This is a genomic window from Stenotrophomonas sp. Ste96, assembly GCF_024519495.1.
GTDB classification, from domain to species: Bacteria; Pseudomonadota; Gammaproteobacteria; order Xanthomonadales; family Xanthomonadaceae; genus Stenotrophomonas; species Stenotrophomonas bentonitica_A.
Genome location: NZ_JALJRX010000001.1, coordinates 561551 through 588135 on the forward strand (window position 1 = coordinate 561551; position 26585 = coordinate 588135).

The 26585-nt window shown below is 66.5% G+C and carries 21 protein-coding genes; 7 read left to right on the forward strand and 14 right to left on the reverse strand.

Annotated features, from left to right (window positions below; translation table 11 throughout):
• Positions 1-47 precede the first annotated feature (47 nt).
• Entirely contained in the window at positions 48-659 is a 612-nt protein-coding gene (locus OC373_RS02600; protein ID WP_019182895.1) for a superoxide dismutase, read from the reverse strand.
• A 266-nt stretch (positions 660-925) separates the two neighbouring features.
• Between OC373_RS02600 and OC373_RS02605 the strand changes: the two genes are divergently transcribed.
• Together OC373_RS02605 and OC373_RS02610 are read left to right on the forward strand one after the other, a co-directional pair.
• Complete coding sequence (locus OC373_RS02605; RefSeq protein ID WP_261996991.1) at positions 926-1390, forward strand: ribonuclease domain-containing protein; 465 nt, start codon at positions 926-928, stop codon at positions 1388-1390.
• Positions 1387-1833 carry a barstar family protein gene (locus tag OC373_RS02610; RefSeq protein WP_019182893.1) on the forward strand — a complete coding sequence of 149 codons (447 nt, stop codon included), beginning with the start codon at positions 1387-1389 and terminating at the stop codon, positions 1831-1833. Before OC373_RS02605 ends, OC373_RS02610 begins: the two co-directional genes overlap by 4 nt.
• Positions 1834-1941: 108 nt before the next feature.
• Here OC373_RS02610 and OC373_RS02615 read toward each other — a convergent pair whose 3' ends face one another.
• Positions 1942-3684, reverse strand: a complete 1743-nt coding sequence (locus tag OC373_RS02615) for a hypothetical protein (protein WP_261996992.1) — start codon at positions 3682-3684, stop codon at positions 1942-1944.
• Positions 3685-3693: 9 nt separating this feature from the next.
• Entirely contained in the window at positions 3694-4293 is a 600-nt protein-coding gene (locus OC373_RS02620) for an NfuA family Fe-S biogenesis protein (protein WP_019182890.1), read from the reverse strand.
• A gap of 90 nt (positions 4294-4383) precedes the next feature.
• Between OC373_RS02620 and OC373_RS02625 the strand changes: the two genes are divergently transcribed.
• The 3 genes from OC373_RS02625 (at position 4384) to zupT (ending at position 6144) form a co-directional block, all read left to right on the forward strand.
• Entirely contained in the window at positions 4384-4725 is a 342-nt protein-coding gene (locus OC373_RS02625) for a 4a-hydroxytetrahydrobiopterin dehydratase (RefSeq protein ID WP_261996993.1), read from the forward strand.
• Positions 4726-4729: 4 nt separating this feature from the next.
• Positions 4730-5149, forward strand: a complete 420-nt coding sequence (locus OC373_RS02630) for an energy transducer TonB (RefSeq protein ID WP_019182888.1) — start codon at positions 4730-4732, stop codon at positions 5147-5149.
• Between the two features lie 185 nt (positions 5150-5334).
• Positions 5335-6144 carry a zinc transporter ZupT gene (gene zupT, locus OC373_RS02635; RefSeq protein WP_019182887.1) on the forward strand — a complete coding sequence of 270 codons (810 nt, stop codon included), beginning with the start codon at positions 5335-5337 and terminating at the stop codon, positions 6142-6144.
• Between the two features lie 202 nt (positions 6145-6346).
• On the opposite strand, the gene OC373_RS02640 is transcribed toward zupT, so the two are convergent.
• Positions 6347-7285, reverse strand: coding sequence for an RluA family pseudouridine synthase (locus OC373_RS02640; protein WP_019182886.1), 939 nt, complete (start codon positions 7283-7285; stop codon positions 6347-6349).
• Between the two features lie 442 nt (positions 7286-7727).
• Between OC373_RS02640 and OC373_RS02645 the strand changes: the two genes are divergently transcribed.
• Positions 7728-11186: an Rne/Rng family ribonuclease gene (locus tag OC373_RS02645; RefSeq protein ID WP_261996994.1), complete on the forward strand. Its 3459-nt coding sequence runs from the start codon at positions 7728-7730 to the stop codon at positions 11184-11186.
• A gap of 277 nt (positions 11187-11463) precedes the next feature.
• Here OC373_RS02645 and OC373_RS02650 read toward each other — a convergent pair whose 3' ends face one another.
• The 10 genes from OC373_RS02650 to OC373_RS02695 all read right to left on the reverse strand — a co-directional run bounded on the left by OC373_RS02650 (position 11464) and on the right by OC373_RS02695 (position 25323).
• Positions 11464-12273 (reverse strand): endonuclease/exonuclease/phosphatase family protein, encoded by an 810-nt coding sequence (locus OC373_RS02650; protein ID WP_237393581.1) that lies wholly within the window; start codon positions 12271-12273, stop codon positions 11464-11466.
• A gap of 68 nt (positions 12274-12341) precedes the next feature.
• Positions 12342-15524: a discoidin domain-containing protein gene (locus OC373_RS02655; protein WP_261996995.1), complete on the reverse strand. Its 3183-nt coding sequence runs from the start codon at positions 15522-15524 to the stop codon at positions 12342-12344.
• Complete coding sequence (locus tag OC373_RS02660) at positions 15521-16357, reverse strand: carbohydrate ABC transporter permease (protein WP_261996996.1); 837 nt, start codon at positions 16355-16357, stop codon at positions 15521-15523. The genes OC373_RS02655 and OC373_RS02660 overlap by 4 nt, the downstream gene beginning before the upstream one ends.
• A complete protein-coding gene (locus tag OC373_RS02665) occupies positions 16354-17235 on the reverse strand; it encodes a sugar ABC transporter permease (protein WP_019182881.1) in 882 nt (293 codons plus the stop codon). Before OC373_RS02665 ends, OC373_RS02660 begins: the two co-directional genes overlap by 4 nt.
• Complete coding sequence (locus tag OC373_RS02670) at positions 17232-18548, reverse strand: sugar ABC transporter substrate-binding protein (RefSeq protein ID WP_046274201.1); 1317 nt, start codon at positions 18546-18548, stop codon at positions 17232-17234. Before OC373_RS02670 ends, OC373_RS02665 begins: the two co-directional genes overlap by 4 nt.
• A gap of 33 nt (positions 18549-18581) precedes the next feature.
• Positions 18582-20195 (reverse strand): glucoamylase family protein, encoded by a 1614-nt coding sequence (locus OC373_RS02675; protein ID WP_261996997.1) that lies wholly within the window; start codon positions 20193-20195, stop codon positions 18582-18584.
• Positions 20196-20421: 226 nt separating this feature from the next.
• Entirely contained in the window at positions 20422-23481 is a 3060-nt protein-coding gene (locus tag OC373_RS02680) for a TonB-dependent receptor (protein WP_019182878.1), read from the reverse strand.
• 90 nt (positions 23482-23571) lie between these two features.
• Positions 23572-24609 (reverse strand): LacI family DNA-binding transcriptional regulator, encoded by a 1038-nt coding sequence (locus OC373_RS02685; RefSeq protein ID WP_019182877.1) that lies wholly within the window; start codon positions 24607-24609, stop codon positions 23572-23574.
• Between the two features lie 148 nt (positions 24610-24757).
• Positions 24758-25027: a BolA family protein gene (locus tag OC373_RS02690; protein ID WP_070470362.1), complete on the reverse strand. Its 270-nt coding sequence runs from the start codon at positions 25025-25027 to the stop codon at positions 24758-24760.
• A complete protein-coding gene (locus tag OC373_RS02695) occupies positions 25024-25323 on the reverse strand; it encodes a YciI family protein (RefSeq protein ID WP_070425514.1) in 300 nt (99 codons plus the stop codon). The genes OC373_RS02690 and OC373_RS02695 overlap by 4 nt, the downstream gene beginning before the upstream one ends.
• A 220-nt stretch (positions 25324-25543) precedes the next feature.
• On the opposite strand from OC373_RS02695, the gene OC373_RS02700 reads away from it, so the two are divergent.
• Positions 25544-26575 carry a ScpA family protein gene (locus tag OC373_RS02700; RefSeq protein WP_026069732.1) on the forward strand — a complete coding sequence of 344 codons (1032 nt, stop codon included), beginning with the start codon at positions 25544-25546 and terminating at the stop codon, positions 26573-26575.
• Positions 26576-26585 lie beyond the last annotated feature (10 nt).

Here is a 26585-nt window from a genome sequence, read left to right on the forward strand (position 1 = left end):
GCCAGGCATCGCTGCCTGGCCGTTCGTCTGTCAGGTGACCGTGCCGATCAGGCAATGGCTTCCTGGTAACGACGCTCGACTTCGTTCCAGTCGACGACGTTGAAGAACGCGCCGATGTATTCCGGGCGACGGTTCTGATACTTCAGGTAGTACGCGTGTTCCCACACGTCCAGCGCCAGGATCGGCGTGTTGCCGTCCATCAGCGGGCTGTCCTGGTTGGCGCTGCTTTCCACCACGACCTTCTTGTCCGGGGTGACGCTCAGCCACGCCCAGCCGCTGCCGAAGCGGGTCAGCGCGGCCTTGGTGAAGGCCTCTTTGAACTTCTCGACACCGCCCAGCTGCGAATCGATCGCCTTGGCGACGTCACCGACCGGAGCGCCGCCGCCGTTGGGCGACATCACGGTCCAGAACAGGGTGTGGTTGGCATGGCCGCCGCCGTTGTTGCGCACGACGCCCTGCAGGTTTTCCGGCAGCGACTTGGTCTTCTTGACCAGCTCTTCCACCGGCAGGTCGGCGTATTCGGTGCCTTCCAGCGCAGCGTTGACGTTGTTGATGTACGTCTGGTGATGCTTGGTGTGGTGGATTTCCATCGTCGCTGCGTCGATATGCGGCTCGAGCGCGTCGTAGGCGTAGGACAGCTTGGGGAGGGTATAGGCCATGTGGTTCTCCTGGTAGCTCACTCACCCGGCAAAGACCGGGCGTTGCGGAGTCGATGATGGGGATGGCCGACAAGCTTACCAAGGGCGATGTAAAGGAAACTTCGTCCTGCGTGGTCGATGGCGTGTCGGGCGCGTTACGCGACAGTGACGGTGTGCACCGCTGCGGCGCAGGCCCCGCGGTGCAGCATGGCTGTTCGGCTGGGCCTCACCGTGCCGGGCGGTGATCGCAGTAGAGTAGTGGCCTCGCCCCTCTTCGCTGGCCCCTCATGCGCAAGCCGCTGTTGTTGTTGATCGCCATCGTGCTGCTGGTGGGAGGCCTGGCCGCCATCAAGCTGGCCCAGCGCCCGCCCGCGCCGCAGTTCGCGCCATCGCTGACCCAGCCCGACAGCGCGCCGGCCGCCCCTGCACCAGCGTCATCGAGCCGGACGACGCGCGATCCCCTGCCCCCGTTCCTGCCGGCCGAAGCGCGCGACACCATCGCGCTGATCCAGCGTGGCGGCCCGTTCCCGCACCGGCAGGACGGCAGCATCTTCAGCAACCGCGAACAGCGGCTGCCGCAGCGGCCGCGCGGCTATTACCACGAATACACGGTGGACACGCCCGGCGCAGGCAATCGCGGCGCACGGCGCATTGTCACCGGCGGCACACCCCCTACTGGCTGGTTCTATACCGATGATCACTATGAAACGTTCCGCAGTTTCGACGTTCCACCTGCCGGGAGCTGGCAATGACGCATGACGGATTCGAGTTGGGCCTGCACGACATCAACAACGCCGGCATCTATGCGATCGGCAACGATGATGTCGCCCCGTTGTCGGCGGCGATGCGCGATGCCGGCCTGCGTGTGATCCAGATCGACCTGGCCGGCTGCCAGGACAAGCGCACTTTGCTGATGCGGCTGGCCGCCCGCCTGGACTTCCCGACCGGCTTCGGCGGCAACTGGGATGCACTGACCGACAACCTGCGTGACCTGGCGTGGCTGCCGGCCAATGGCTATGCCCTGTTCTTCAACGACGCCGATGCGCTGCGCAGCGAGGCGGGCGCGGAGTTCGACACGCTGCTGGATGTGCTGGACGAAGCCAGCCGCTACTGGGGCGAGAGCAACGTGCCGTTCTGGGCGTTCGTCGCGCTGCAGGACGCGGACGTGGAACCGGACGCGGACCCCGCACCGTAACGCCCAGCATCCGGTAGAGTCACGCCATGCGTGGCTGCGAGGCGCCGTGACACCCGGCCGAAACCCAGCCACGCATGGCGTGGCTCTACCCGCCGCCGAGGCCGCGCCTCATCGGCTGCCGTTGTCTTCCTGCAGTTCCTTCTTGAACGGGATGTCCGGCGGCGGACGCGCGATGGCTGGCTGGTCCTGCATGTTCGGATCGCTCAAGCCACAGCCGCCGCCGAACTGCAGCACGGAGATCACGCAGGAAATCGACGAGCTCGTGCCAGGGATCGGAATCTCCACCGCCTTGATGCCCTTGCGGACCCATTCGGCCAGCAACGATTCGTTGGGCGCCCAGTATTTGTCGAACGAGGTCGGGGTGTAGTCGTACGGCGGGCGCTTGAGCCAAGTGCCGGACTGCGCAATGCGCTCTTTGCTCCAGCCATCTTTCTCGCCGCCCGGTGCGCCCCGCTCACTGTTGCCGTGACCCTCCTGGCCGGGCACGCGCACACTGCCATCGGCCTTGAACAGACTGCTGCCATTGCCCTGGGTCGCACTGACGGCACGGCCATTGAGATCGGCGTCCTGCGGATGATTGGCCGCGCCCCAGTCATCGGACCGGTTGGGCGTGGTCCAGCTGCCGGGCGGTGCCTTGGATGGGCTCGCCGGGGCGCGGGTCGCGGCCGGCGCCGTGGACGTGCTGGCCGCCGTGCTGGCATTGGCGGCCGCCGGCGCCGTCGCCGTACTGCTCGCCGCGGCCGGTGATGGCGGTGCCGGACGCGGTGCGGCGTTGGGCACCGCGCGTTCGCGCACGGCGACCTCAGGCGATCGGCCCGGTACGGCCACCTCGCGCGTGGGCAGCGTGGCCACGTTCACCGCCGGCGCGGTCACCGGCCGGATCTCGCGTTCGCGCACCTGCACCTCACGTTGCGGCACGGTGGCCTCCACCCGGGGCCCGGCAATGGCCACGGTGGGAGTCGGGGCTTCGACCACCGTGACCTGCCGCTCCTGCACGGTCAGCTCGGGCGTGCGCAATTGCGGTTCGGCCGTGCGCGGGGCCGGCACGGTGGTACGCGGCGTCGGCGCTTCCACCGTGACCACGGTGCGCTCACGCACCGCGATGTCCTGCGGCTCGCGCGTCATCACCCGTACTTCGGTGCGCGGCACGCTGGTCGGCGGCACCACGAAATCGGTCGTGGCCTGGGCCACCTCGGTCGCCTGGACGGGCTGCTCCACCGCCGGCGTCGCGGGCGCCGGTGGCGCCGGTTGTGGCTCGCTTGGCGGTGCCGGCGCCGCGGTCGGCTGCGGGGCCGATGCTGTGCGCGCATCCGCCTCGGCCTGCGCCATCGCCTGCGCATTGGCCATCGCCGCAGCGATCGCCGCGTCCGCCGTGGCCGGCTCGGCAGCGGCCGGTGACGCCCCTTGCTCCTGCTGCGGGGTGCCGCGGCCGACGAACTCCACCTGCACGCGCCCGCTCTCGCCGCCCTGTTCGGGCTCGCTTGACGGGCGGATCAAGGCCACCCACAGCAACAACAGCGCGAACATCAGATGCAGCAGCGCGCTGATCAGCGCCGAGGTCCAGCGCATCCAACGCTGATCGCGCGGGGCCGGGTCCCAGCCCTGCCAGAGCAGCCGGCGCATCGCCTGGATGAAACTCAGTTCGGGCAGGCGCCCACCCGCGGGCATCGGCTCACGCTGGGCCAGTTCGGCAAGTACTTCGCTGGCCCGGAACGGCCGCGGCAATGGCGACAACGCGCGCAGCCACAGGCCCCACCCATAGGGGAGGCCCGTGGTTTTTTCGAGAATGCGCTTGTCCGGCTGGCGAGCCAGCAGCCAATCGAGGATGTCGTCAGCCCGGCGCAGTGGCACGCAGCGCGATCAGGCAGCCGTGCCGCGGGGAATGTACGGCGCGTCGCCACTCTCGTGGTCGGTCGCGTCGCGCACCGCGGTGATGCCGGGCACACGTCCCATCAAGGTCTTTTCGATGCCCTGCTTGAGCGTGACGTCGGCCATGCCGCAGCCCTGGCAGCCGCCACCGAAGCGCAGCAGCACCACGCCCTCGGCCGAGACTTCCTGCACTGCGACCTTGCCGCCATGCGAAGCCAGCTGCGGATTGACTTCGTTCTCCACCACCCAGCGCACGCGCTCGACCAGGGAAGAACCTTCCGTCGGCGCCTCGCCTTTGATCTTCGGCGCCTTGATGGTCAGCTGCTGGCTGCCGGTGGCGTTGGTGACGAAATCGATCTCGGCGCCATCAAGCCAGGCCACGCTGGTGGCGGCCACGTAGAGGGTGAAGCCATCGCAGTCCACCGCCCACTCATCACCGAGCAGCTCGCCGGGATCGGCGAACTCCAGGCGGGCATCGGCGCGCGGGGTACCCGCATCGACGGCGGTAAGGCGCACACCCATGCCGGGCACGGCCTCACGCTCGATCAGCTTGCGGAAATAGGATTGGGCAGTGTCGGATATCTGGATCATCGGGCTATTCTAGCCAATCCCTTGTTATGCGCTCATTCGGTTTATACACCCGACCGCGCATTGTTCAGTCATCCAGATGTGGAGGAACCCATGGCCGACCTGATTCCGCTGGCGCAGGCCCATTGTGTGCCGCGCAAAGGCAGCGACCACAGGCTCGGCACCGCCCGGGTCACCGAGCTGCTGGCCCAGATTCCCGGATGGGAGCTGGCCGAGGCCGGCCAGGCGCTGACCCGCACCTTCCGCTTCGACAACTACCACGGCACCATGGCCTTCGTGAACGCCCTGGCCTGGGTTGCCCATCGCGAAGACCACCACCCGGACCTGGGCGTGCATTACGACCGCGCCGTGGTGCGATTCTCCACCCATGATGTGGGTGGCCTGAGCGAAAACGACTTCATCTGCGCGGCGAAAGCCTCGGCCCTGACGGAGTAAGCCCATGAAACTGCAGTACATCGTGCTGTCCAGCCTTGCCGTGGCAGCCCTGGCCGGCTGCAACAAGACGCCCGAACAACCGGCCGCCCCGGTCGCTGCGCCCACCGAGGTCGCCGCGGTCAAGACGCCACCGCCGGAGTACCCCATCGAACTGGCCTGCCAGGGGATCGGCGGCACCAGTACGTTCAAGGTCACCATCGCCGCCGACGGCCAGCCCAGTCAGGTCCAGCTCGCCAGTGGCAGCGGCAACGCCCAGCTCGACGAGCAGGCGCAGAAGGCGGTCCAGGCCTGGCAGTTCAAGGCGGGCACCCGTGCCGGGCAGACGGTCTCGACCACGATCCAGGTACCGGTCAGCTTCAATCCGCCGCAGCCCAAGCCGGACGAGTGCTTCGCGATCGAAGAACGGCTGCGTCGCGGCGGCTGATCGCCGCAGGGTGTTGAGGTCAGCCGCCGCAAACCGCGCATCATGGATCGTCAAGGCGCCCGTCGGATCGACGCGTCGCCACGCGCCCGGTGAACACCGCCCCCACGGAGCACCGCATTTCAGCGGCCCGGTGGGGAGGTGGGGACCGCACGGCGCACTTTTCTCGTACAAGGACGCGTTGGCGGATGCCTGATATTTCCAGTGAAAACGTATGGATCGCCCTGGCGGTCACCCTGGCCGCCGGCCTGGCCACCGCGCTGGGCAGCCTGATGGTGCTGTTCTCGCGCCGCCCCAACCCGCGCCTGCTGGCGTTCGGGCTGGCGTTTGCCGGTGGCGCGATGGTCTTCGTCTCGCTGACGGAGATCCTCAACAAGGCCATCGATTCATTCACGCAGGCCTATGACGCCCGATTGGGCTTCGCCTACGGCACCGCGGCCTTCCTGGTCGGCGTGCTGCTGATCGTGGTGATCGACCACCTGATCCCGAACCCGCACGAGAGCCTGGACAAGCAGGACCCGCTGTTCCGCGACAACAACAAGGCCTACATCAAGCGGGTCGGCCTGCTGACCGCCGTGGCGATCACCGCGCACAACTTCCCCGAGGGGCTGGCGACGTTCTTCGCCACCCTGGAGAGCCCCTCGGTCGGCATGCCGCTGGCCTTCGCCATAGCCATCCACAACATCCCCGAGGGCATCGCGATCGCGGTGCCCGTGTATTTCGCCACCCAGAACAAGTTCTATGCGTTCGGCGCCAGCCTGCTGTCCGGGCTGGCCGAGCCGATCGGCGCGGCGATCGGCTATGTCGCACTGTCAGGGGTGCTCAACCATGCCACCTTCGGCTGGGTGTTCGGGATCATCTCGGGCGTGATGGTGTTCCTGGCCCTGGACGAACTGCTGCCGGCGGCCAAGCGCTACGCCAAGGGCCACGAGACCGTGTACGGCCTGGTGGCCGGCATGGGCAGCCTGGCGATCAGCCTGGTGCTGTTCAAGTGGTGATGCCGAGGGCTCTATCCCGATAACGCCGAGCCCTGTCGCCCGATAACGTCGGCGCAGGGTCACACCGCCCGGTAGTGCCGGCCGCTGGCCGGCACCCTTCTCGATCGACACCGTGAAGAGCCGGCCAGCGGCCGGCACTACCTTTATCGGTCGGGATTGTGCAGAGCCGGCCAGCGGCCGGCACTACCCTTGTCGGTCGGCCTTACTTGAGCCGGTTCAACACCTCGACCAGTTCCTCGGCCAGCGGCGCATTGATCAGATAAGGGGTCTTGCCCGCATCCAGCGCGAACTCCAGCGAGGCCGCGTGCAGGAACAGGCGTTTCAGGCCGATCTGCTCACGAAGCCGCTTGTTGACGTCCGGATCGCCGTATTTGTCGTCACCGGCCACCGGATGACCCAGATGCTGGGCATGCACGCGGATCTGGTGGGTCCGGCCGGTTTCGATCCGCACTTCGCAGTACGAATGGCCGCCCTTGCGCTCGAGCACCTTGAAGTGGCTGATCGACTCCTTGCCGATCGGATTGACCTGCACGTGGCGCTCGCCACCTTGGCGCAGGCCCACGTGCAGCGGGGCGTCCACGGTCATGGTGCCATCGGGCATGCGGCCGGCCAGCAGCGTCAGGTAGCGCTTGCGGATGCCGGCGCCGTGGTCTTCACGCAGCAGCGCCTGCAGCTCGCTCAGGGCCGAGCGCTTCTTGGCCACGATCAGCAGGCCGGAGGTATCCCGGTCCAGGCGATGGACCAGCTCCAGGGTCTTGCCCGGCCGCAGTGCGCGCAGGGTTTCGATGGCGCCGAAACTGATGCCGCTGCCGCCGTGACTGGCCACGCCCGACGGCTTGTTCAGCGCCAGCAGCCGATCGTCTTCGAACACGATGGCATCTTCCAGCCGCTTCATGAACGCGGCCGGCGGCCCCGCCTTGTCGCCCTCTTCGTTGAGACGGACGGGCGGCACCCGGACTTCGTCGCCGCCCTCCAGCTTGCGCTCGGCCTTGGCGCGGCCGCCATTGACGCGGACCTGGCCGCTTCGCACGAGCTTGTAGATCAGGCTGCGCGGTGCACCCTTGAGCTGGCCGAGCAGGAAGTTGTCCAGGCGTTGCCCGGCACGGTCGGCCGGAACAGTGATGATACGTACGCTGGTCATGGCTTCAGCGGCTTTGGGGGTGGGCTCGGTAACGGTCATTGGCCTTTTATTCTGTTACACTCGGCGGGCGAGATAAGGGATTGATTTCGTTGGAAGTTGCTCTGGGCCAGAAGCCCGACTTCCCGCGATTCCGGCACAGTGCGCAGCCACCGCCCCCGGGGCGGCCATGTTAGCGGCTCACCGGCGGTCCCGGCCATCGCCGGATGTCTGACACACATTCGCGCTGAACATGTCCCTGTGGCGCTCCAGCCTGGCTGAAAGCTGCCTCCGGCCCAGTTACACCCAAACCAAAACAAATGAAGCGCTCCCGCGGCCTGCCGTGGTGTCGTAGCGCTGGAAACCCAAACCGCCCTCCCCGCGCATGCGCGATGGGCGGTGAAGCGTGACCAGAAGCGAAACCCCATGGCGTTCCGCGCGGTAGCAGCGCGCGAGGAACGCAAGAATGAAGCGAATGCTGATCAATGCCACGCAGGCTGAAGAGCTGCGGGTAGCCATCGTGGATGGCCAGACGCTGTACGACATCGACATCGAACAGCCGTCCAAGGAACAGAAGAAGTCGAACATCTACAAAGGCCGCATCACGCGCCTTGAGCCTTCACTGGAAGCGGCCTTCGTCGAGTACGGCGGTGAGCGCCATGGCTTCCTGCCGCTGAAGGAAATCTCCCGCGATTACTTCCAGGCTGGCGTCGACCACAACAAGGCCGGCATCCGCGAGCTGCTGCGTGAAGGCCAGGAAGTCGTGGTCCAGGTGGACAAGGAAGAGCGCGGCAACAAGGGCGCTGCCCTGACCACGTTCATCTCGCTGGCTGGCCGCTACATGGTCCTGATGCCGAACTCGCCGAGCGCCGGTGGCGTCTCGCGTCGCATCGAGGGCGAAGACCGTGCCGCGCTGAAAGACGCGCTGGACAAGCTGAACATCCCCGACGACATGGGCGTGATCATCCGCACCGCCGGCGTCGGCCGCGATGCCGAAGAACTGCAGTGGGATCTGGATTACCTGCTGCAGGTGTGGAAGTCGATCGCCGAAGCGGCGCTGACCAAGCCGGCCTCGTTCCTGATCTACCAGGAATCGCGCCTGATCGTGCGCGCCCTGCGTGACTACCTGCGCGCCGATGTCGGCGAGATCCTGGTGGACACCGAGGAGCTGTACGAGACCGCCCAGGAGTTCATGCAGCAGGTGATGCCGCAGACCCTGCGCAAGCTCAAGCATTACAAGGACGACATCCCGCTGTTCAACCGCTTCCAGATCGAATCGCAGATCGAAGGCGCGTATGAGCGCAATGTCCGCCTGCCGTCCGGCGGCTCGATCGTGGTCGACCAGACCGAAGCGCTGACCGCCATCGACGTGAACTCCTCGCGCGCCACCAAGGGCAGCGACATCGAGGACACCGCCTTCCAGACCAACCTGGAAGCGGCTGAAGAAGTGGCCCGCCAGCTGCGCCTGCGCGACCTGGGCGGCCTGGTGGTCATCGATTTCATCGACATGGCCTCCAACAAGCACCAGCGCGAAGTCGAGAACCGCCTGCAGAACGCGCTCAAGTACGACCGTGCGCGCGTGCAGCTGGGCCGCATTTCGCGCTTCGGCCTGATGGAAATGAGCCGCCAGCGCCTGCGCCCGAGCCTGGGCGAATCCAGCCAGATCGTCTGCCCGCGTTGCGATGGCCATGGCCGCATGCGCAGCGTCGAGTCGCTGTCGCTGTCCATCATCCGCGTGGCGGAAGAGCATGCGATGAAGGAGAACACCGGGCAGGTGCTGGTCCAGGCCCCGGTCGAGATCGCCAACTACCTGCTCAACGAAAAGCGCAGCGCGCTGCGTGAGATCGAACAGCGCCACGACGCGCCGATCGTGATCGTGGCCGATGAGCAGCTGCACACCCCGCATTACGAAGTGACCCGCCTGCGCGAGAACGAGCTGGGCGAAGAGAGCGGCAAGCCGAGCTACCAGCGCGGCACCCCGCGCAAGCTGCCGGTGCATGCACTGACCAAGGCCCAGCTGAACATCCCGGTCGCCCCGGTGGTTACCCAGGTCAAGCACAGCCAGCCGGCCCCGGTGCGTGAAGCCCCGGAACCGGTGGCCGCACCGGCCCCGGTCGCCGCCCCCGTGGCCGCCCCTGCCGCCACCGGCGTGGTGGGTTGGCTCAAGCGCATCTTCGGTGGCGAACCGGCCCCGGCCGCCGCACCGCAGCCGAGCAGCCGCCCGGGCCAGGACGGCAACCGCAGCGGTCGCAACAAGGACCGCAACGGCAAGGACCGCAACGGCCGCCGCGATGAGCGTGGCGAGCGCGGCGGTAACGGCAATGCGCAGGCGCAGGGCCGTGGCAAGGACCGTGGTGAGCGTGGCGAGCGCGGCCCGAAGGGCGAGCGTCGTGACGAGCGCCGCCAGGACACCGCCGCACCGGCCAATGGCAACGCAGCACAGGTGCAGGCGCCCAGCCAGGGCAAGCCGCGCAACGAGCAGCAGCCGGCCAAGCCGCGCAATGAAGCGCGCAATGACCAGCAGCAGCCGAAGCTGAAGCAGAAGCAGGGCCAGAACGGCCAGGCCAAGCCCCAGCAGAATGACGGCGACAAGCCGGCCGTGAGCGAAAAGCCCGCGCGCCAGCCGCAGGCCGATGCACCCAAGCCGACCACCGCTGCCCCGGTCGCCGCCGATGCCGCGGTGATCGCCGCCGCTGCCGTGGTCGCCACCGATGCTGCTGCATCGGCTGCCCACGCGCAGGACGCGACCAAGGCCGTTGTGGCCGAGGATGCGCAGGCTGCAGTGAGCGAGGCCACCGAACAGGGTGACGCCCCGGCCAACGCCGAAGACGGTACCGGCGAAGGCGCTTCGCGTCGTCGTCGCGGTCGTCGCGGTGGCCGTCGTCGTCGTCGTGGCAACGGTGAGCAGGCCGCCGGCAGCGATGGCCTCAATGGTGACGAGAACGGTCTGGATGACGAGGGCGACGATCAGGATGGCGATCAGGACGGCGACACCGCCGCCCCGGCCGAGCGCCAGGTCGCCAACCATGGTCAGCCGCAGCCGGAGTTCGAGTTCGACGACGAATCCGGCAACGCGCCGGCCGCCGCCCCTGCCCAGGTCCAGGCCCCGCGCCCGGCGCCGGCAGCCGCTGTCGCCGCTGCCGCTCCGGCGGCGGTGGTCAGCAGCCCGGTCGTGACGGCGGGCCACACCGAGCCGACCCCGGCGCCGGTGGCAGCACCGGTCGCCGAAAAGGCACCGACCCCGGTCGTTGAAAAGGCCACTGCCCCGGCAGCCGAACCGGTCGCCGAGAAGGCCCCGGCCTCCTACAACGACCCGGTGCCGTTCGTGGAAAGCCCGAAGCCGACCCCGGCCGCTGCGCAGCCGGCTGCACCGGTGGAAGCACCGCGTGTGGTTGAACCGGTGGCTGCTCCGGTGGCTCCGGCTCCGGTGGCTGCTCCGGCGGCTCCGGTTCCGGCGGCTCCGGCTCCGGTGGCTGCTCCGGCGGCTCCGGTTCCGGCAGCTCCGGCCCCGGTCGCTGCTCCGGTGGCTCCGGCCCCGGTGGTTGCTCCGGCGGCTCCGGCTCCGGTGGCTGCTCCGGCAGCTCCGGCTCCGGTCGCTGCTCCGTCGGCCCCGGTCGTCGAGACCGCCCCGGAAGAAGTGAAGGAGCCGACCGCCGCACCGGTGCAGACCAGCATGCTGGATGCCGTCGATGCGACCCAGGCCCCGGCACAGCCGGCAGCGCCGCCGGCACGCACCGAATCGGCCCCGGCCGGCCCGGTCGTGCATAACGGCCAGCTGTTCGGTGCGACCGCCAGCGAAACCCCGGCCACCACCAATGCCGCCGAACAGGCCGCCCAGGCCGAGGCCCGCGAGGACATCCCCACCGATGCCCCGCAGGCCGACGAAGGCGACAAGGCCGACCAGGAAAAGAAAGACACGCTCTGATCCTGGGTGAGTGACGCAACAAACAGACAGCGGCCTTCGGGCCGCTGTCTGCGTTTGGGCGGTTGGATGGCGGAGCCAGCGGCGCGGGTCAGGCAGTCATGATGGCGGCGTTGAACGTATCCACGCACGGCGTGGATCTACACAGGCCGCGGGATGCAGCAAGGGTAGATCCACGCCATGCGTGGATCCCGGATCGGTCGCATCAAGGGCAGATCCACGTCATCCGTGGAGGCAACCGGTAGCGCACTACACCATCACCGGCGACGCGGCGCGCGCCTCAGGGCGTCGTCGCGCCAGCGTTGCCGGTACCCGGCGCGAACTGCAGCCGGGTCCACACGCCGTAGTGATCCGAGGCCCAGCGGCCATCGGCGTACGGCTGATCGAACAGGAGCTTCGCTTCGCGGGCAAGCAGGCGATCCTGCTGGAAGAAGATATGGTCGATGCGCGATGGTGCATCGTAGTAATGGCGGTTGAGCGTGCTGACCTGGGCCAGCTCGTTGTTGACGTGCACGCTGCCGTAGCTGTCGCCGTAGTGATTGCGCAGCTCGCTCAGATCGCCTGCATCCACCAGCGCATTGAAGTCCCCGGCCACGACCACCGGCGCATCACCTGCGGTCTGCGCGATGAACGTCAGCAGATCGGCCACCTGCTCGCCGCGGATGCGGCTGCCCACCTCGTCCGAGCGCTCGTTCAAGTGCGTGGCATAGACGTTGACCGGCCGACCGTCCACATCGATGCGCAGATGCGCCACGGTGCGGTAGTCGTTGATCGGTGCCAGCAGGTGGTCGTTGCGCGTCAGCACCGGGCGCCGGGTCAGCAGTGCATTGCCATAGCGCTTGAAACGCCCCGGCGGATCGGTGGAAACGAACTGGTACTCATAGCCCAGCTTGCGCGCCAGCCACGCGGCCTGGTTGCGCACATGGGGCTTCTGGATCACCTCCTGCAACGCGATCGCATCGGGCTGCAGGGCCTGCAGCTCCCGCAGGATCACCTGGCGGCGGGCCGGCCAGTTTTCCCGGTCGTGGTGCAGGTTGAAGGTGACCATGGTCATCTCCTGCCCGGCCCCTGCCCCTGCGGCCTGCGCCATCGCGACCACCGGCGCGAACGCCAGCACGGCGGCCAGCAGGCCGCGCCTCATCCTCATCATCTGCCGCATTACGGTGCCTTGCGTTCCGCCCGGCGTACCGATGCCGGAATCTCGATCTCGACCTTGGCCGGCACCTGCATCACCCGCAGCTCGCCGCCCACCCATTGCGCTGGCTCACCGTTGATGGTGGTGGCGCCCGGCTCGCCGCTGTACGGCCATGGCAACACCACGCCACCGGCGGGCGGAATCAGGCCGGCCGACACGGTCAGGGTGAGCTGCTTGTCATTGCGGACCAGTGCGTAGTTGAGCTGACCGTTCGGCGTGCGCAGGCCCTGCACGCCGACGCCCTTGCCTTCCAGCCAACGCGACGGCACCCCGGCGGCCAGCACCAGGCTGTCGTCGATGTCGCGGCTGTAGGCGAACATGTCCAGCGCGGAGCGCACGAAGTCCGAGGCCACCCAGGCGTGTGGCAGGTCGCCCAGGAAGAACGGCTTGCGCGGCGTGCGCGAGACCACTTCGGCCCACTGGTTCCAGGGCTGCGGCGCGCGGTCCTTGAAGAAGAACTCGGTCGCCTGCCAGGCGCGGTCACGCCAGCCCAGGCGCACGAACGCAGCCACGTTGCGCCACTCGTACGGGGTGTAGTCCTTCCACTCGCGCTTGCCATCACGACGCGCTTCGAACTCGCTCCAGTAGCGCTCGAAGGTGTTGTTCAAGTACGGCTGCGGCAGGCGCCCCTGCTCACCGGCCGGGGCCAGTGCGATGGTGGTCGAGGTCGCGTCGAAATCGCCCAGCTCGGCCGAACCGGGCAGGTAGTCGATGCTGTGCTGCGCGGTCGCTGCCAGCAACGAGGCCTGCAGGTCGTCACGGAACTGATCGCGCGACTCGCTGATCTGCATTGCCTCGGCCTTGCCCAGGGTGCTGGCGATGATCGCGGCATCCTTGTAGCCACGCAGCGCCCAGAAGTTGTCCCAGTAGGAATGCATCGGCTTGGCCGAATAGCCTTCGTGGCTGATCGAGACCGGCATCATTCCGTAGAAGGCCGGGTTGCGGGCGCGGTTCTCCTCGGTGCGCTCGCTCAGGCGCAGCTGCTCCATGTACTGGTAGGCGCCCTGCACGTGCGGCCACATCACTTCCAGGAAGGTGGTGTCGCCGGTGTAGCGCCAGTATTCGGCGATGTTGAAGATCAACTCGCCGTGGCTGTCGTTCTCCGGCACCGGATCGCTGCCGCGCGAGTCCACGCAGCACGGCACCTTGCCGTTGTCGAACTGATACGGCGCGTACCAGTTCACGTACTGGCGCACCGCATCACTACGGCCCATGCGCAGCAGGCCCTCGGAAATCATCGCGCCGTCGCGGATCCAGCTGCGCGAGTACGAGCGCGTGCCCGGCTGGATGCTCGGCCCGATCCGCGAGATCAGCATGTGCGCCAGCGCGGTGCGCAGGGTATCGGCCAGCGGCTTGCCGGCGGCCGGCACCTGCAGCGTCACCTGGTCCAGCTTGGTCCGCCACATCGAGGCGACCTGCTGTTGCGCCTTGGCGGCATCAAAGGCCTTGGGCATCGTCCAGTTGCCGGTCTGCGGCAGCACGATGGCGACCTCCCGGCTCTGGCCGGGCTCCAGCTTCCAGCGATACAGCAGCGCGCCCGAGGCCAGGCCGGTGCCGTCCTTCACTTCGGTGGTGCCCGGCAGCTTGCCGCTGGCCAGGTGGACCACGTCCAGCTTGCTGTCGAAGGCGGTGGCGAAGGCCGCATCCGGCGCCTGCGCCGGATACAGGCGCGGCTTGCCGTTGACGTCCACATGGGTCGGGTCGACCGACAGGTTGTCGATCCGGCTCACACCGCCAACGGTGTTGAGGAACTGGGTCGGCGGGTTGACCTGCCACGGGCGCACCGCCAGGGCCAGGGTGTACTCGTGGGCGACCTTGTCCGGGTTGCGCAGGGTGTAACGCCCGACCAGCTGCGCATTGTCCGGCGTGCCCTGCACGAAGCCGGTGACCTGCAGGCCGGCCTTGTCGTGGGTCCAGCCGACATTGGCGATCGGCAGGTAATCATCCTGCAGCGACTGGCTCGTCTTGACGTCGGCCCAGCTCAGCAGCTTGTTGTCCACCAGCACGAACGGCTCCACGCTGAAGCTGGACTTGGCCACTTCCAGCGCACCGTCTTCGCCGATCAGGGCCTGTTCGCGACCACCATCCAGGCCCAGCAGCGTCCAGTACGGCTGTTCACCGGTGAAGCCACGCGGCACCGAACCGCGCGGCAGGTCGGCGCCCACCGAGCGGACGAAATCATTCGGGGTATCGGCGAACTCGAGCGGCTTGAGCGTGATGTCACGGATGCCGTAGCGCCAGCTCGGGCCGCCCTTGAGGTCGAAACGCAGATAGCGCGCCTCGGTATCCGGCAGCGCCAGCCAGTCGCGGCCACCGCCGCCGGCGGTCACCTCGCGGCGCGTGTCCCAGCTGCGCCCGTCGGCCGAGGAGCGCACTTCATACCGCGTGGCCTCCAGCCCGGGCAGCCACTCGATCACCGCCCCGCCGAACTCACGCACCTTGTGCAGGTCCAGGGTGATGGTCTGCTCGGCCACGCCGCCGCTGATCCAGACCGTGTCCGGCTTGCCATCGACGATGCGGTTCTGCAGCGCGGTGGCGGTATCGGCGATCACCGACGGGCTCAGTGAAGAGGTATCGGCCGCCGGCAGTCCCTGCAGCGTGAGCCGGTCGAAACAGACCGTGCCCTTGCCGCCGACCTTGCTGTAGATGGTGAACTCGATCGCGGCGCTGCGCTTGAGCGTCGGGTCCGTTTCCGGCCCCCAGGCCTTGTCGATCTGGCGCTTGCGGTACTGCACCGGTGCCCAGGCCTTGGGGAAGGCATAGCCGGGCCGGTTGACCCACCAGACGTTGTCGCCGCTGGCGTCGATCAGCTTGAACTGCAGATCGTTGGCCGGGGAATCACCGCGCAGCTGGAAGCCGAACTGGTAATTCTCCGGGTACTGGATGCCCAGCTCGCGGCGGATGCCGACGTAGCCGGACACGTTGTGGAAGTCGTAGTCCAGGCAGAGCGCGCGCCCGCCGCCGTTGCCGGCGACGCTGCGCAGCGAGCCGCTGACCTGGTCGGAGACGACCAGCTTCCAGGGCGTCATGTCGTCGAAGCTGTCCAGCACCTTGGGTGCGGGCAGCACCGGCGTCGCCGGCGGTGCGGCCGAGGCCGCCAGTGACCAGACCAGACCCAGACCCACCGCGACGACGGCATGCTTCACCCTTTGACACTCCCCAGCAACAGACCTTGGATGTAATAACGCTGCAATGCCAGGAACAGCAGCAGCACCGGAACCACCGTGACCACCGCGCCGGCCATCATCATCTCGACGTCCATGATGTGCTCGCGCGAGAGCGTGGCCAGGGCCACCGGGAGAGTGTAGTGCTCCTGGTCGGTCAACACGATCAAGGGCCACATGAAATCGTTCCACGCGGCCATGAAGGTGAAGATCGACAGCGTCACCAGCACCGGCTTGAGCATCGGCAGCACGATCTGGAAGAAGATCCGCAGCTCCCCTGCCCCGTCGATCCGGGCCGCTTCAAGCAGCTCGTCCGGGATCGAACGGGCGTACTGGCGGACCAGGAAGATGCCGAACACGGTCGCCAGCGCCGGCACGATCACGCCGCCGAAGTTGTTGACCAGGCCCAGCTGCTTCATCAGCAGGAACAGCGGCAGCATCGCCACCTGCGCCGGGATCACCAGCGCGGCCAGCAGCAGCTGGAAGATGCGCTCGCGGCCGGCGAAGCGCAGCTTGGCGAAGGCATAGCCGGCCATGGTGTTGAGCAGCAGCGAGCCGAAGGTGATCGCCAGCGACACCATCAGGCTGTTGACGAAGTTGTTGGCCATGCCGGTACGCGCGAACAACTCATGGTAGTTCGCGGTCGTCAGCGACGAGGGCACCAGCGGCGGCGGGAAATGCGCCGCCTCGCCGGTCGGCATGAACGACACCGACAGCATCCACAACAGCGGCGCCAGGCTCAGCGCGGCCAGCACCAGCAGGCCACCATTGACCCACCAGGCGTGCCAGCGCGATTGACCGATTTCACGACTCATACCAACTGCCTCTTGCGGCCGAAACGCAGCATGATGCTGGTCACGCCCAGGATGATCAGGAACAGCAGGAACGCCACCGCGGAGGCGCGGCCCAGGTTCCACCACTTGAAGCCTTCTTCAAACATGAAGTACAGCACGCTGACGGTGCTCTGCAGTGGGTCGCCACGGGTCATCACGTAGGGCTCGGCGAACAGCTGGAAATAGCCGGACACGGTGATCACGCCGACCACCAGCAGCACCGGGCCGAGCATCGGCAGGGTGATGTGCAGGAACTGCTTCCAGCGCGAGGCGCCGTCGATCCGGGCCGCCTCGTACAGGTCATGCGGGATCGCCTGCAGGCCGGCCAGGAAGATCACCATGTTGTAGCCGAAGTTCTTCCACACCGCGAACAGCATGATGGTCGGCATCGCCCAGTTCGGATCGCCCAGCCAGTCGATCGGGCTGATGCCCAGGTGGCCCAGGCCGTAGTTCACCAGGCCGTAGCTGGTGTGGAACAGGTAACGCCAGATCACCGCCACCGCCACCAGGGTGGTCACCACCGGGGCGAACAGTGCGGTGCGGAACAGCGCCTTGAAGCGCGCGGCCGGGGCGTTGAGCAGGATCGCCGCGCCCAGCGACACCGCGATCGACATCGGCACACCGACGATCACGAAGTAGGTGGTGTTCCACAGCGACTTCCAGAACATCGGGGTCTGCAGCAGGTCGATGTAGTTGCCCAGCCCGACGAAGCGCAGGTTCTCGCCGTCGGCCAGTGCGTACAGATCGAAATCGGTGATGCTCAGGGCCAGTGCCGAGAACACCGGCAGGCCGAAGAACACCGCGATGACCAGGATGGCCGGGCCGGCGAACATCCAGCCGGCAAGCGAACGCTGCTTCATGGCGCCGCCTCCGTGGCGACCGCGCTGGAGTGCTGCTTGTCGCTCACCCCGGAGGCGTCGCGCCGGTGCTGCTCATGCATCCAACGGCGTTTGGCGAGGACCTTGTCCACGCGTTTGTCCAGTTCTTTCACTGCCACGTCCTGATCCATTCCACCACGCACCACCTGTTCGGTGATGATCCGCATTTCCTGCACGATGCGCTCCCACTCCAGCACCTTCGGCGTGGGCTTGACCCGCTCGAGCTGGTCGCGGAAGGGCTGCGCCAACGGGTCGTTGGCCAGCGAGGGGTAATCCCAGGTGCTGCGCCGGGGCGGCAGGTCACCGATGATCGAATGGAAGCGTTCCTGGATCGCCGGGCGCGACAGGAACTCGATCAGCTTCCACGACGCTTCCTTCTGCTGCGACGAGCGGAAGATCACCAGGCTGGTTCCACCGGCGATGCCGGCGCCGGGGCCGTCCGGGCCCGGCAGCGCAGCGGTGCCCCACTGCCCTTCCAGCGCCTTGGGCTGCAGCTTCTTGAACTCGCGGATGTTCCAGGGGCCGGACACGTAGAACACGTTGAAGCCACGGAAGAATTCATCCCAGACGTTGGAGATCTGCGTCTCGGACATGCGCGGGGCCCAGCCCTGCGCGAACATGTTTTCGTAGAAGCCCAGCGTCCTGCGGAAGCCGGGGCTGCTGAAGTTGCCGCGGGTATCGTCATCGCGCAGCAGCGGGTCCGGCTGCTGCAGGGCGAAGGACAGCTGCTGCTCGAACTCGTTGATCGGCATCAACACGGCATAGCGGTTCGCGCCCTGCATCTTCTTGATCGCCGCCATCATCGCGTTCCACTCCTCCCAGGTGCGCGGCGGATGGTCATAACCGGCCTTGGCGAGCATGTCCTTGCGGTAATACAGCAGGCGGGTATCGACGTACCACGGCACGCCGACCAGCTCGTCATGGATGACGTTGGTATCCCAGATGCCCTGGAAGTAATCGGCCGGGTCCACGACCTTGGACTGCGCCACGTAGGGCTGCAGCGGGGTCAGGGTATTGAGCTCGGCGAATTCGGGAATCCAGGTATTGCCCAGCTGGCACACATCCGGCAGGCCGTCGGCCGCGAACGCGGTCAACAGCTTTTCATGCGCGGCCGTCCACGGGATGTTCTGCACATCCACATGGATACCCGGGTTTTCCGCCTCGAACTCACGGATCAGGCCGGTGACGACTTCGGCCTCGCGGCCCATCGCCCAGAAACGCACGGTCACGCCTTCCGGTTCTTTCCGGCAGGCACTCAACAACAGGCTGCCGACCAGCAGCAGCAACAGACTCAACCCCAGCTTCGGGCGCGACGACGATGGCACTGCTTACTTCCCCTGCTGCTGGTTGCGGTTCGAATTGGAATTGTTCTTCTGTTCCTGGGCGGCTGCCGCACGCGATTCGGCGATGCCGACCGAGCGGGCCGAGGCCGCCTTTTCATCTTTCTGCAGTTCCATCGGCTGGTCCTCGCCTTCCGGCGTCAGCCAGCCACCGCTGAAGCCGGCGCGCTCCAGACCCTTGCGGATATGCGCGTTCTTCTTCATCACGTTCCAGACGAAATCGTTCCGGTAGTTGGCGATCATGGTCAGGATCGGGCCTTGGTCGATGCCGATGTAATCGCTGGCCACCCAGCCGCGATCCGGGACCAGGCGACCGGTCTTGATCGGGATGTCGTAGTTGAAGCTCGGGTTGAACGAATCCAGGAACCCGTAGCTGGAGTAGATGTAATCGCCGTAGCGCTTGTGCATCTCCACCGCGGCCGGGATCACTTCTTCCGGGGCGAACACAATCGAGGAGATCGCGGCGGTCGGTGCGATGGTGCCGTCATCGAAATTCTCGCGCAGGCCCGCGCCGCGCGAGGAGTAATGGCGGAACTGGCGCTGCTCGCCGCGGTACTCCTGGGTGGTGTTCTGCGGGCCGTCGCTGGCGGTCAGGCCCCACACGTTCTGGCCGTAATCCTTCCAGTTCATCGGGTTGGCGATCGCGTATTCGCGCTGCGCCAGGGCGGCCGAGCGGCTGTTGAGGAAGTAGGTGCTGCCCCGCTCGCGCATGTAGGCATCCTGGATGTCGCGGAAGTCCACCCACACGTGCGTGTACTGGTGGCCGAACAGCGGGCCGAAGGACAGGTATTCCTGGCCTTGGTAGACGCCCCAGTCGTTGTCGTAGGTGCGCGTCCAGACCGTCCAGGCGTCCGGGCTGACCGGGTGGGTCGGCGAGCCGAGCGCGAGGATGTAGACCATCATCGCCTCGTTGTAGCCCATCCAGTCGTGATCGATGAAGCCGCTCTCCGGGAACCAGCCCATCGAGATCAGCGGTGCGCGCTGCTGCAGCCAGGGCCAGTCCACGCGCTTGTAGAGCGTGTCGGCGATCTCGCGGATCTCTTTCTCGCGCGCGTCGTCACCGTCGTAATAGGACTGTGCGAACAGCACGCCCATCATCAGCAGCGCGGTATCCACGCTGGAGAGCTCCACCCAGCTGTCGTAGCGGCGGCCTTCCTGCATGTCCAGGAAGTGGTAGTAGAAGCCCTTGTAACCGGCCTTGCCGGTGCGCTGCGGGCCCATCGGCAGGTCGCGGAAATACTTCAGCGTCAGCAGGGGGCGGTCGATCGCCTGGGTGCGGCTGACCCAGCCGTTCTCGATGCCGATCGGATAGGCGGTCAGTGCATAGCCCACCGAGGCGATGCTCGCGAACGGGCGCGACGGGTAACGGTCAGGGCTGAGCCCGTTGACCTCGTTGGTGGTATCCCAGAAGAACTGGAAGGTGCGGCGCTCGATATCGTCGAACAGCGGCGGCAGTTCCGGCTTCATCGGCCGCGGCGGCACATCCGCCTCGACCAGGATCACGGGCGGCTTGGGCTTGGCCGGCTCCTGCTGGGCCTGCGGCTGACAGGCAACGGCGGCGACGCTGATCGCCGCAGCGGTCAACAGGTGGCGTGCCTGCATGGGCCAACTCCTTCTACGGTGTTCGTGACTGGGAAGCATAACGTCCAATGACCTGAAATCGTTTACAGAACGCCGCTTAAAAAAACCACGCGTGCGTGGTCCGAACAAGCGGGTCATTGCCCAGGCCGCTGCCACCCTCCGTGGCAGCGGCCTGGACAATGGACTGGCCCGAAGGCCAGCCATTGCCATGAAACCGGCCCCGTCCAAAGACGGGGCCGTTGTTGCATCAGAAGCGGAAGCCGACTTCTGCCTTGACCTGACGCGGCGTACCGATGATGTCGCCGGTCTCGTTGTAGCTGGCCTGCAGCTTGCCGTTGGTCTTGACGTAGTTGTAGGTCGAGAAGTTGTCGAAGTTGAACACGTTGATGATGTCGATACGCGCGTACAGCTCGGTCTCGCCCGGCATCTTGAACGTCTTCGTCGCCTGCAGATCGACCGAACGGTAGCCGAAGATCTTGCCACCCAGCAGGAACTTGCCATTGGCATTGGGCACGGCTGCCTGCGGGGTCGGCAGGTTGTAGCCACTGGCCTGCGGCACCGGGTACCAGTCGTTGACGGCGGTCGGGGTAGCCAGGGTGACCTTGCCACCGAAGGTGATGCCCCAGAAGCCCGCGTACGAACCGGTGACCACCAGGCGGTGGCGCGGCGCGCCGTTGGAACGGATGGTCGGATAATCTTCGATCAGGCCGCGGTCGAAGGCGTACTTCTCGTTGATGTCACGGTTGTGGCGCGCGGTGGTCCAGGTGTAGGCCACCGAGGTGCCCCAGCCGCTTTCCTGGGTGAACGGCTTCTGCGCCGACAGCAGGACCTGGGTCGCGCGGGTCTTGATGCCCTGCTGGCCGATGATCAGGCTGCCGAAGCCCGGCACGTTGCAGCTCCAGGCCTGGCTCAGGCCCGGGTCGGTGCCGCCGCACAGGCGCGGGTCATCAAAGAACTGGCCGGTCGGGTAACGGTTGCCCAGGGTGAAGGCGAAGCCGTCGTAGCTCAGCGTGCGGGAAATGGTGGCATCGGTCAGCCACTCACCGACCTGGTTGCTCATGCCGAAGCTGAACTGATCCGAGTACGGCACCTTGAGGTTGTTGTTCAGCAGATCGACTTCCAGGCCGGCGTTGCTGGTCGAACCGACCAGGGCCTGCAGGTTGCCGATGCCGTTGAGCAGGTTCGGGTTCCAGTCATAGCAGGCGGCCTGGCCGTCGATGCAGGTGCCGGTGGCCGGGTTGCGGAAGTAGATGGTCGGCTGCGGCAGGGCCAGCTTGGTGGTTTCCAGCTGCAGGTTGTCGAACAGATCGCGGTCATACGAACGACCGGCACCACCGTGGAACACGTGCTGCTCGTCGGCATTGACGTCATACGAGAAGCCCAGGCGCGGCTGCCAGGCATCCTTGAACGCCTTGCGGTTGTGGCCGTTGCTGATGTAGTCGCCGATGTTCAGGCCGCCCAGCGCCAGCGAATCGGCGTAGGTCTGGCCCGCGGCGGCGCGCGGATCCTGCGAGTAGATCGCGTCGACCACCTGCTGCGGGGTCACGAAGTCCAGGTAGGACGGGGTCTTCTCGTAGTCCCAACGCAGGCCGAGGTTCAGCTGCAGATGGTCGTTGACCTGCCAGTCGTCCTGGATGAACAGGCCGATCTGCTTGGACTTCGAACGCACTTCTCCCGACACGCCCGACACGCCGGTCACCGGCTTGACGAACTGCGCCTTGTACGGAATGGAAGACGGGAAGTCCGGATCACCCAGGCTGTAGGTGAAGGTCGGATTGATCTGCGCGGCATCGGATGCGTACAGATCGATCTGCTTGTACTTGGCGCCCATCTTGATGGTGTGGTCACCCTGCCACTCGATGCCGTCCAGGGTCAGGTTGTCTTCGATCGACCAGCCCTTCTGGCCCTTCACCTGCGAATCCAGCGCCGATGCGCCACCGATCTTCACCACGGTGCGGTCTTCGGTGCCGTCCGGTGCGGTGTAGGTGATGCCGTTGGCCAGGGTCAGCGGGGTCGGGTTGTTGAACGAATCTTCGTGGGTGACCATCAATTCGTTGTAGTAACGCTCGCCGCTGTGGTTCCAGCGCAGGGCGTAACGACGGTCGGTGTTGACCACTTCGCGGCCGGCTTCCGGCGAGGTCTGGCCGCTGAACTGCGACTGGGTTTCATCGCGGTCCTGGAAGGTCAGCTCGATGCGATCGTTGTCGGTCGGCTCGAAGTCGATCTTGCCAAAGATCAGATCCTGCTGGAACGGCTGGCTGGCCGGGCCGAGGCCGGCGGCGCCTTCCGGGGGCAGCAGGGCGGCAGCGCGGCCGACCGCGCCGTCCGGCGCGATGGTGACCGGCAGGTCGAAGCGCTTGGCTTCGTAGGTCACGAAGAAGTGCGCCTTGTCCTGGATGATCGGGCCACCCAATGCAAAACCGTATTCCTTCTCGGCCGATGCCTCTTTGCTCTGGCCAGCCTGGCGCTCGGCCGGGGTCTTGGCGCGCATGTCTTCGTTGGTGTAACGGTAGAAGGTTTCACCCTTGAACTCGTTGGTACCGGACTTGGTGGCCGCGGTCACGGCCGCGCTCGACACCTGGCCGTATTCGGCCTTGTAGTTGCCGCTGATGACCTTGTATTCACCGATCGCCAGCTGCGGGAACGGGTTGCCGGCACTGCCGGACTGGCCGGCCACGCCGCCGCCCTTGACGTAGCTCTTCTGGCCCACGCCGTCGATGTAGACGTTGGTGCCGTCGGAGTTGGTGGCACCGCCGCGCAGCGAGGTGTTGCCCTTGGCATCACGGGTGAAGATCAGGCCCGGGACCGCGTCGGCGAATTCCAGGAAGTTGCGCGACACCTGCGGGGTGGTCTGGATCTGCTGCAGGCTGACGGTCTTGCCCACTTCGGAGGTACGCACTTCCTGCAGCAGGGTCGGTGCAATGACGTTGACCGTGTCCAGGTTGGTGGCGTTGGCGGTGCCGCCGTTGGCCGGTGCGCCGCTGAAGTTCAGGGTCGCGGTGGAGGCCACGGTGACCGTCACCTTCTGCGTCTGGCCATTGGCCACGACGTTGTAGGTGCCCGGGTCCAGGCCCATCAGCGAGTAGCTGCCATCGGCACGGGTGGTGGCGCGGCGCACGGTGCCGCTGGCCACGTTGGTGGCGGTGACTTCGGTGCCGGCGGCAGCCTCGGCGACCTGGCCGCGCAGCGACGAGGTGGCCGACTGCGCCATCACGCTCGGGGCGGCGCCCAGCATCAGGCAGGTGACCAGCGCGCTGGACAACAGACTGCGTGCGGGCGCGCGGTTGCGGTGATTGGAATACGTCATGTAACTCTCCGGGTGGTGGTGGCCGTCTTTGCGGCCCCTGTCGTTTTATGTGGTGCGTTTTTTTAGGGCGTCACGACCAACGGTCGTGACCTACTGCTCGGTTCTGGCTCTGCTCGAATCACGCACGATCAGGGTCGGTACAAGCGTCTGCTTGTCGCCGGCCCCTTCTGTGTTGTTGCCATCCATCAACTGCAGCAGGCGCGTCGCGGCCTTATCGCCGAGGTCGGCGATACTCACCTGCATCGTTGTCAACGATGGGTGAACGAAACGTGCCAGCGGAATGTCATCGAACCCCGCCAATGCGACATCGAACGGGACACGGACGCCTGCCTGCGCGAACGCATACAGACACCCCAGCGCCATCATGTCGTTGGCGGCGAACACCGCGTCGGGCAGCGTGCCGGCTGCCAGCAACTCCTGTCCGGCGCGATGGCCGGAAGCTTCGTCAAAGTCACCGGGCAACTCGATCCCTTCGGCAGCATCGCCGAAGGCCGCCAGCGCATCGCGGAAACCGCGCAGGCGCTCACGGGCGTCGTAGTTGAGGTCCGGACCGGAAATGAAGGCGATGCGCCGATGCCCGACGTCCAGCAGATGGCGGGTCATGGCCATCGCGCCGGCATGGTCATCGATGCTCAGCACCGGATGATCCTGCTCGGGCAGATACGTGTTGATCAGCACCGTGGGCAACGACTGCGGCAGGTTGTCGGTCAGGAAGCCCGGGCTCTCGGCATACGGCGAGAGCACCAGCAACCCGTCGACACGGCCGCGCATGGCCCGCAGGGCCGCGCCCTGCTGCTCCTGGTCACCGTGGTAACTGGACACGAGCAGATGCTGGCGACGCTCGCGGGCCACCCCATCGATGCCGCGCATCAGTTCGGAGAAGAATTCGCCATAGAGATCGGGCAACACCACGCCAATGGTATTGGTCCGCCGGCTGCTCAGGCTCCGGGCCGCTGCATGCGGGGTGTAGCGCAGTCGCGCCGCCACCTCCAGCACCAGCTTGCGCACGGGCTCGGCAACATTTTCATGGCCATTGAGTGCGCGCGAGACCGTGGCAACAGAGACACGGGCTTCACGGGCGACATCTTTGATAGTGATCGCTGCCTTGTTCACTTCGCCGCCCTCCACGGCTTAGAGATCTGGGCTTGGCGCGGAATGTAAGCGTTTTCAAACCCGGATGTAAACACTACGTTAGCCTCATGTCGTACGGCGGTAACCAAAAGCTGTCCATGGCGACCCTGTCCCGGACCGACCAGGACAAGGTGGGACAAGGGTTTCAGCGGTTTTTGACCGGTGTCTCGGCGCGAATGGACAACGCGTGGATATCGGTCTCCATCATCGTCCCCAGGGCCGCATAGACGGCCCGATGGCGCGCCAGCGGGAGCTTTCCTTCGAAGGCTGCGCTGACCACGTGCACCTTGAAGTGCCCCCGGCCATCACGCGCGCCCTCGTGGCCAGCATGGCGATGACTGTCGTCCTTGACCTCCAGCAGCTCCGGATCCAGCGCCTGCTGCAGCGCCTCGCGGATACGCTCGACCCGGTTCATGGCAGGACCTTGCGGAACGGACGCACCTGGACGCGCACGTAGACGCCCGACTCCACATAGGGATCGGCGGCGGCCCAGTCCTGGGCGTGGGTCAGCGAATCGAACGCGGCGATCACCACGCTGCCGCTGAAGCCGGCCGGACCGGGATCTTCGCTGTCGATGGCCGGGCACGGGCCGGCCAGCAGCAGCCGGCCTTCATCCTGCAGGGCCTGCAGCCGGGCCAGATGGGCCGGGCGCGACGCCAGACGGGCGGCCAGCACATCGGTGCCGTCATAGCCTTCAATCACATACCACACGGGCAACTCCGAGGTCTTGTTGAATCGATCCCGCGCATTCTAGCGGGGCTGGCTGGACACTGGCGCCCCAACCCCGTAGTCTTAGCTCCATTGCACGTGGCTGGACGCAGCGCCCCGTCGGCCCCCGGCTCCACCGCCAGCCGACGACCGATCCACTGCCCCACACCAGCACACGTAGACGACCTCCCCGTAGTTCTGTCGCTGCCCATCGCGGCGCGCCTTGCTGTTTGAAGTGTGGAACCGCGCCGACCCAGGCGTGTCATGGCTTGCCATCCTGCCGCCCGGGACCGTTCCGGACGCTGGCATGGTGCGGCGACCGGTCCGTTGCAATACTGACGTCTATTTGATGACTGCCGAACTCGCGCCCGACGCGAACCCGCCAACCCGAGTGCCCGCCCCACAGCAGCAGGAAATGCCGCTGGCCGTGGTGCATGGACAGCCGGTCCTGCAGATCCCGCAGGACCTGTACATCCCACCGGACGCGCTGGAAGTCATCCTGGATGCCTTCGAAGGTCCACTGGACCTGCTGCTGTACCTGATCCGCCGGCAGAACCTGGACATCCTGGACATCCCGGTGGCCGAGATCACCCGCCAGTACGTCGAGTACATCAACGTCATGCAGGAGCTGCGCTTCGAACTGGCGGCCGAATACCTGGTGATGGCGGCGATCCTGGCCGAAGTGAAGTCGCGGATGCTGCTGCCGCGGCCGCCCAGCATCGAGGGCGAGGAAGCCGATCCACGCGCCGAGCTGGTGCGCCGGCTGCAGGAGTACGAACGTTTCAAGCAGGCTGCCGAAGACATCGACAGCCTGCCCCGCCAGGACCGCGATACCACCGTGGCCCACGCCTTCGTCCCCGACCGCGCGGCCGTCAAGCTGCCGCCGCCGGTGGATCTGAAGGAAATGCTGATGGCGCTGCACGACGTGCTCAAGCGCGCCGAGCTGTTCACCGGCCACGCGATCAAACGCGAGGCACTGAGCGTGCGCCAGCGGATGGGCGACGTGCTGGGTCGTCTGGAAGACGGCAGGTTCTACCGGTTTGAAACGCTGTTCACCGCCGAAGAAGGCAAGCTGGGGGTGCTGGTCACCTTCCTGGCCCTGCTCGAACTGGCCAAGGAACAGCTGCTGGACATCGTCCAGGAAGCTCCGCTGGCGCCGATCTACGTCAAGTCCCTGGCCGCCGGCAACACCAACGAACCGCTGCAGTTCAACAGTGAGTTCGACGACAACGACGCCGCCAACGAATCCGACTGAGCACCCGACC

Bases quoted from the DNA above. Each gene is read 5' to 3' on its own strand.
- zupT (WP_019182887.1), top strand. From the start codon at position 5,335: ATGCCTGATATTTCCAGTGAAAACGTATGGATCGCCCTGGCGGTCACC.
- OC373_RS02675 (WP_261996997.1), bottom strand. From the start codon at position 20,195: ATGCAGGCACGCCACCTGTTGACCGCTGCGGCGATCAGCGTCGCCGCC.
- OC373_RS02645 (WP_261996994.1), top strand. From the start codon at position 7,728: ATGAAGCGAATGCTGATCAATGCCACGCAGGCTGAAGAGCTGCGGGTA.
- OC373_RS02665 (WP_019182881.1), bottom strand. From the start codon at position 17,235: ATGAAGCAGCGTTCGCTTGCCGGCTGGATGTTCGCCGGCCCGGCCATC.
- OC373_RS02690 (WP_070470362.1), bottom strand. From the start codon at position 25,027: ATGAACCGGGTCGAGCGTATCCGCGAGGCGCTGCAGCAGGCGCTGGAT.
- OC373_RS02630 (WP_019182888.1), top strand. From the start codon at position 4,730: ATGAAACTGCAGTACATCGTGCTGTCCAGCCTTGCCGTGGCAGCCCTG.
- OC373_RS02610 (WP_019182893.1), top strand. From the start codon at position 1,387: ATGACGCATGACGGATTCGAGTTGGGCCTGCACGACATCAACAACGCC.
- OC373_RS02680 (WP_019182878.1), bottom strand. From the start codon at position 23,481: ATGACGTATTCCAATCACCGCAACCGCGCGCCCGCACGCAGTCTGTTG.
- OC373_RS02650 (WP_237393581.1), bottom strand. From the start codon at position 12,273: ATGGCGCAGGCCGCAGGGGCAGGGGCCGGGCAGGAGATGACCATGGTC.
- OC373_RS02625 (WP_261996993.1), top strand. From the start codon at position 4,384: ATGGCCGACCTGATTCCGCTGGCGCAGGCCCATTGTGTGCCGCGCAAA.
- OC373_RS02660 (WP_261996996.1), bottom strand. From the start codon at position 16,357: ATGAGTCGTGAAATCGGTCAATCGCGCTGGCACGCCTGGTGGGTCAAT.
- OC373_RS02605 (WP_261996991.1), top strand. From the start codon at position 926: ATGCGCAAGCCGCTGTTGTTGTTGATCGCCATCGTGCTGCTGGTGGGA.
- OC373_RS02620 (WP_019182890.1), bottom strand. From the start codon at position 4,293: ATGATCCAGATATCCGACACTGCCCAATCCTATTTCCGCAAGCTGATC.
- OC373_RS02600 (WP_019182895.1), bottom strand. From the start codon at position 659: ATGGCCTATACCCTCCCCAAGCTGTCCTACGCCTACGACGCGCTCGAG.
- OC373_RS02640 (WP_019182886.1), bottom strand. From the start codon at position 7,285: ATGACCAGCGTACGTATCATCACTGTTCCGGCCGACCGTGCCGGGCAA.